General features: G+C 38.4%; 4 protein-coding genes. All 4 read left to right on the forward strand.

The window, feature by feature from the left end; all coding sequences use genetic code 11:
- A partial coding sequence (locus ACFIKE_RS08160; RefSeq protein WP_375649186.1) for an IMP dehydrogenase occupies window positions 1-267 on the forward strand: 267 nt, incomplete at its 5' end.
- Between the two features lie 826 nt (window positions 268-1,093).
- A complete protein-coding gene (locus ACFIKE_RS08165; RefSeq protein ID WP_375625587.1) occupies window positions 1,094-2,380 on the forward strand; it encodes an RsmB/NOP family class I SAM-dependent RNA methyltransferase in 1,287 nt (428 codons plus the stop codon).
- A gap of 132 nt (window positions 2,381-2,512) precedes the next feature.
- Window positions 2,513-4,069 carry a glutamine-hydrolyzing GMP synthase gene (gene guaA, locus ACFIKE_RS08170; RefSeq protein ID WP_375649190.1) on the forward strand — a complete coding sequence of 519 codons (1,557 nt, stop codon included), beginning with the start codon at window positions 2,513-2,515 and terminating at the stop codon, window positions 4,067-4,069.
- Between the two features lie 170 nt (window positions 4,070-4,239).
- Complete coding sequence (locus tag ACFIKE_RS08175) at window positions 4,240-4,962, forward strand: glycerophosphodiester phosphodiesterase (protein ID WP_375649188.1); 723 nt, start codon at window positions 4,240-4,242, stop codon at window positions 4,960-4,962.
- Window positions 4,963-4,974 lie beyond the last annotated feature (12 nt).

Here is a 4,974-nt window from a genome sequence, read left to right on the forward strand (position 1 = left end):
TATTTTCAAGATGATGTTCGTGATGAACTTAAGTTGGTTCCTGAAGGTGTGGAGGGGCAGGTGGCTTATAAAGGTCCTATAGCATCAGTTCTACATCAGCTTGCTGGTGGACTTCGTGCTTCAATGGGATATGTTGGAGCAAAAGATCTCGTAGAGTTTCGTGAAAAAGCAACATTTGTACGTATTACGAATGCGGGACTCCATGAAAGTCATACGCATGATGTTTCTATTACACGGGAGAGTCCCAACTATCGTGGGCCAGTTTAAAGATATAAGAGCATAATGTCATATCGCATAAATTTAAATCTTCCGAGAACGAGAAAGGAAGACTGCGCTTTTTCTGTTTGTGATTTGGTGTAATAATCCCAAAAAGGAAAGAATTAGAGGTCAAAACTCTAACTCTTTCTGTTAAGACTATATGAAATAATTTATATAAAATTAGAATTAACTTTTTGTAGTCTTCCGTCCTGTCTTTGACGCACGTTGGCGAGTGTTTGTCTGATCACTTTGGACGGATTTCTTTCCGTTGTTTGAGGGCATTGTGTTATGACGGCTTTTAGATGAAGTTGTTTTTTCATTATTATAAGTCATTATTTTCTCCTTTTAAATTGTCTGGCAGTTGCCAGTAGACTAAAAACGGTCATGCCAAATAGTGGTTCCAAGCATTTTCTAAAAAGTTAATTTTTTGGTGAACGTAAGATAAACTTTTTTAATTTTATGAGAAGATTTTTTCTATTTTTTCAGAAGGATAGCCATAAAAGATGGGAGATATTTGATTTTTTCTGCTATTCAGATAATCCTCATAAATTTTATTTAAAGAGTTTATTTTTTTCGTAATGCATGGCGGAAATAAGGTCTTTATGGATAACTGCGTATCTTTTAGTATAAGAGGTAGAGGGATAAAAAAGTGAATGGGCAGAAGATGAAAGGAAAAATCTAGATACTCTAATATTGGATCTTATAAAAAGTATGATCAAATCATTTTAATGTTGAATGTAAATTTTTAATGGCTTTGAGAAGGTTTTATTGGCAAGAAGAAGATAATATTATTTTTTTAGATGATTTAATTTTATTATTTTAATGGGAGAAATGAATGCGATTAGGTGGGCGTTTGCAAGCAGCAATAGATGTTCTCAAAGAGATAGAAATGAAGCATCGCCCAGTAGGAGAAGCTTTAAAGGATTGGGGCCTTTCTCATCGCTTTGCTGGAGCAGGTGATCGCGCAGCTATTGGTACAATCGTTTATGATGTGTTAAGACGACGCTATTCTTTACAATGGCGTATGGAGAGTGATGATATCCGAGATATCGCTTTTGGTGCCTTATTAGATTCTGGAAAAATGACGCTGGAGCAAATTGACGGTGAGTTGGCAGAAGATCGGTTTGCACCGCAGTTATTAGGAGCTAAACAGCGTAAATCCTGGCAAGGTCAGCAATTAGTGGATGCTCCAGACTATATTCGTGGTGATATCCCGCAATGGTGTCAAGCGCATCTTCGTCCTTTATTTGGTGATAATTGGATCACTGAAGCGGCTGCGTTAGCAACGCGTCCTTCTTTAGACCTACGGGTAAATAATCTAAAAGCAACACCAGAAAAGGTGTTGAAAGAATTAGCAAAAACCAAACTTAAATCTTTGCCATGGTTTGGGCAAGCTTTAAGAATTGCACCGATTGAAAAGTTTAACCGTCATCCTCATATTCAAGTGGAACCAGCTTTTCAAAAAGGACACTTTGAAATACAGGATTTAGGATCTCAAATTGTTGCTCACCTTGTGGAAGCGCAAGAAAGCATGCAGGTATTAGATTATTGTGCAGGTGCTGGGGGCAAAACATTAGCTTTAGCTTCTGATATGAACAATCGTGGGCAGATTTATGCTTATGATTCAGACAAAGCTCGTTTGGCTCCTATTTTTGATCGTCTTCGACGCGCTGGTGTTCGTAATGTACAAATACGAGTGCAAAGAGAAGAATTAAAACCATTAACAGGTCAGATGGATAGAGTTCTACTAGATGCGCCATGTAGTGGGACAGGAACATGGCGTCGTCGTCCAGATGCGAAATGGCGTTTAACATTAGAACAGGTGAAACAACGCCAAACAGAACAGAGGGCTATTTTGAATGAAGCGATAGCTTATCTTAAGCCAAAGGGGCGCCTAGTTTATATTACCTGTTCTCTTTTTACAGATGAAAATGAGAAACAAATTTCCCATTTCCTTCAACAACATTCTCATTTTGCTCCAATAGATATGCCAGCGCTTTGGCAGAAACATTTTAGTTTTTCTCCTGTGCAACCAGTTTTTTCAAATTATGGACTTACTTTGTCGCCAGCCACAACACAAACAGATGGGTTCTTTTTATCTGTGTTGCAAAAAAAACATTGATCTATATTTTTGCATTTTTTATCATAAATTTTATGAGAATAATCTTTTTCTTAAGAAAACAGGCTTGTGAAAAGAGAAAGATTGAATCATAACTCTCATGAGTTTTCTTTTACAATTGTTGATTGGTTTTCTATGAGCATATCGCATCCAGACACTGTTCTTATTATTGACTTTGGTTCACAAGTTACACAACTTATTGCACGACGGGTACGAGCAATGGGGGTATATTGTGAAATTGCTCCTTTTCAATTAGCTTTAGAAGCTGTGCGCCGCATAAATCCTAAAGCTATTATTTTATCAGGGAGTCCTTATTCCGTTATTGATGAGGGCTCTCCGCGTGCTCCAATGGAAATTTTTGAGGTGGGTATTCCGATTCTGGGTATTTGCTATGGTGAACAAGTCATGTGTGTTCAGCTTGGAGGAAAGGTTGAAGCTGGACATGAGCGTGAATTTGGGCGTGCTTTTTTGAAAGTGCAAGAAGAGAGTGCCCTTTTTGATGGAGTGTGGGAAAAAGGTTCTTGTTATCAAGTATGGATGAGCCATGGTGACCGTGTGGCAGCTTTACCAGAAGGTTTTCATGTCATAGGGACCTCAAACGGAGCTCCCTATGCGGCTATTGCTGATGAAAAAAGGCATTTTTATGCAGTACAGTTTCATCCTGAAGTTATCCATACACCAGATGGTACAAAACTTTTGCAAAATTTTATTCATAAAATCTCTGCTATTAAAGGTAGTTGGTCAATGGCTTCTTATCGTGAGCAGGCAATTGCTACGATACGAAAAAAAGTTGGGAAAAGTCGTGTGATTTGTGGTCTTTCAGGGGGAGTGGATTCATCTGTTGTAGCGGTACTCCTTCATGAAGCTATAGGAGATCAACTGACATGCATTTTGGTAGACCATGGGCTGATGCGCAAGAATGAAGCAGAAGAAGTTCTCACGCTCTTTCGTGATCATTATAATATAGAGCTTATTCACGTTAATGCTGCCGATATATTTCTTAATGCTTTAGAAGGTGAGACAGACCCAGAAAAAAAGCGCAAAACGATTGGTCGCCTTTTTATTGAAGTTTTTGAAGAAGAAACTAAAAAAATAGGAGGTGCAGAGTTTTTAGCACAAGGGACGCTTTATCCAGATGTTATTGAGAGTGTGTCTGCTATTGGTAAAACGGTAACCATTAAAAGTCATCATAATGTGGGTGGGCTACCAGAACAGATGAATATGAAACTTGTAGAACCGTTGCGTGAGCTCTTTAAGGATGAGGTTCGCTTGCTAGGGCGAGAGTTAGGATTACCAGAGCAGTTTATTGGTCGCCATCCTTTTCCAGGTCCAGGTCTTGCAATTCGCTGTCCAGGTACTGTAACCCGTGAAAAATTAGAAATTCTACGTGAAGCAGATGCTATCTATCTTGAGGAAATCCGTAAAGCTGGTCTTTATGACGAAATTTGGCAAGCTTTTGCTGTTCTTCTTCCTGTTCAAACTGTTGGCGTGATGGGGGATGGTCGCACTTATGAATTTGTTTGTGCTCTTCGCGCCGTCACATCTGTAGATGGAATGACTGCTGATTTTTATCCCTATGATATGGCGTTTTTAAGTAAGACGGCAGCACGTATTATTAACGAAGTTAGAGGGATTAATCGTGTTGTATATGATGTAACCTCAAAGCCTCCTAGCACTATTGAATGGGAATAATTAAAATGAAGGATAAGTCTTTTTAAGAATAAAATATGACTGAGGATTTGATATTCGAAAAGTGTAGAAAAAATCATTTAAAAATGATTGTGTATTTTCATATGATATAAGCCGGTATCTGGCAATCTGTACGCTAATATCGTTTAAAATTGAGAAGTGTGGAATTTTGCATGTCTGAGAAAAAAATTGTTGCACACCGTGGTGGAGCTCATCTTTATCCTGAAAATACTCTTTCGGCATTTAATAATGCTATAGCGTTAGGTGTTGATGAAGTTGAGTGCGACGTTCATTTGCTGAAAAGCGGTGAAGTGGTTGTCTTTCACGACTTTCGTCTAGACCAATTGGTTGGAAAAAAGGGGTATATTCACGACATTGATAATGAAACACGCAAACAACTCTGCGTAAAAGGAAGCCAAGAAGCACCTCCCTTATTAGAAGAGGTGCTTGATCTTTTAACACCAACGAATATCGCATTGCATCTTGAAATCAAGACATGTGGTGAAGTGGAGCGTGAAACAATATTATCCCAAAAAGCGCTTGCGCTAATAAAAAGCCGAAATTTATCAGAACGGGTTTCTGCAATTAGTTTTGATCCTTTGATCCTTCGTCCTTTTATTGAAGCAGGAATATCATCTGGTCCATGTGTTGATAATTTTGAAGGTGATATGTACCGTCATTTTTCTGAATGGAAGCAATTAGGTTATTCTGATCTAAGTTTAGATGGCTCTATTGTTTCACAGGACTTTATTGAATCAGCTCTTGAGGCTGGTTTTACTGTAGGGGTATGGACAATTAATGGAAAAGCTCGGTTATCACATTGGCTTGACATGCCTGTACATTATATTACGACAGATCAACCTGATCTCGCATTGCAATTGCGTGCACAAAGGTAAAAAATACATCAA

The organism is Bartonella sp. MU70NMGDW, from assembly GCF_042194085.1.
Classification (GTDB): Bacteria; Pseudomonadota; Alphaproteobacteria; order Rhizobiales; family Rhizobiaceae; genus Bartonella; species Bartonella grahamii.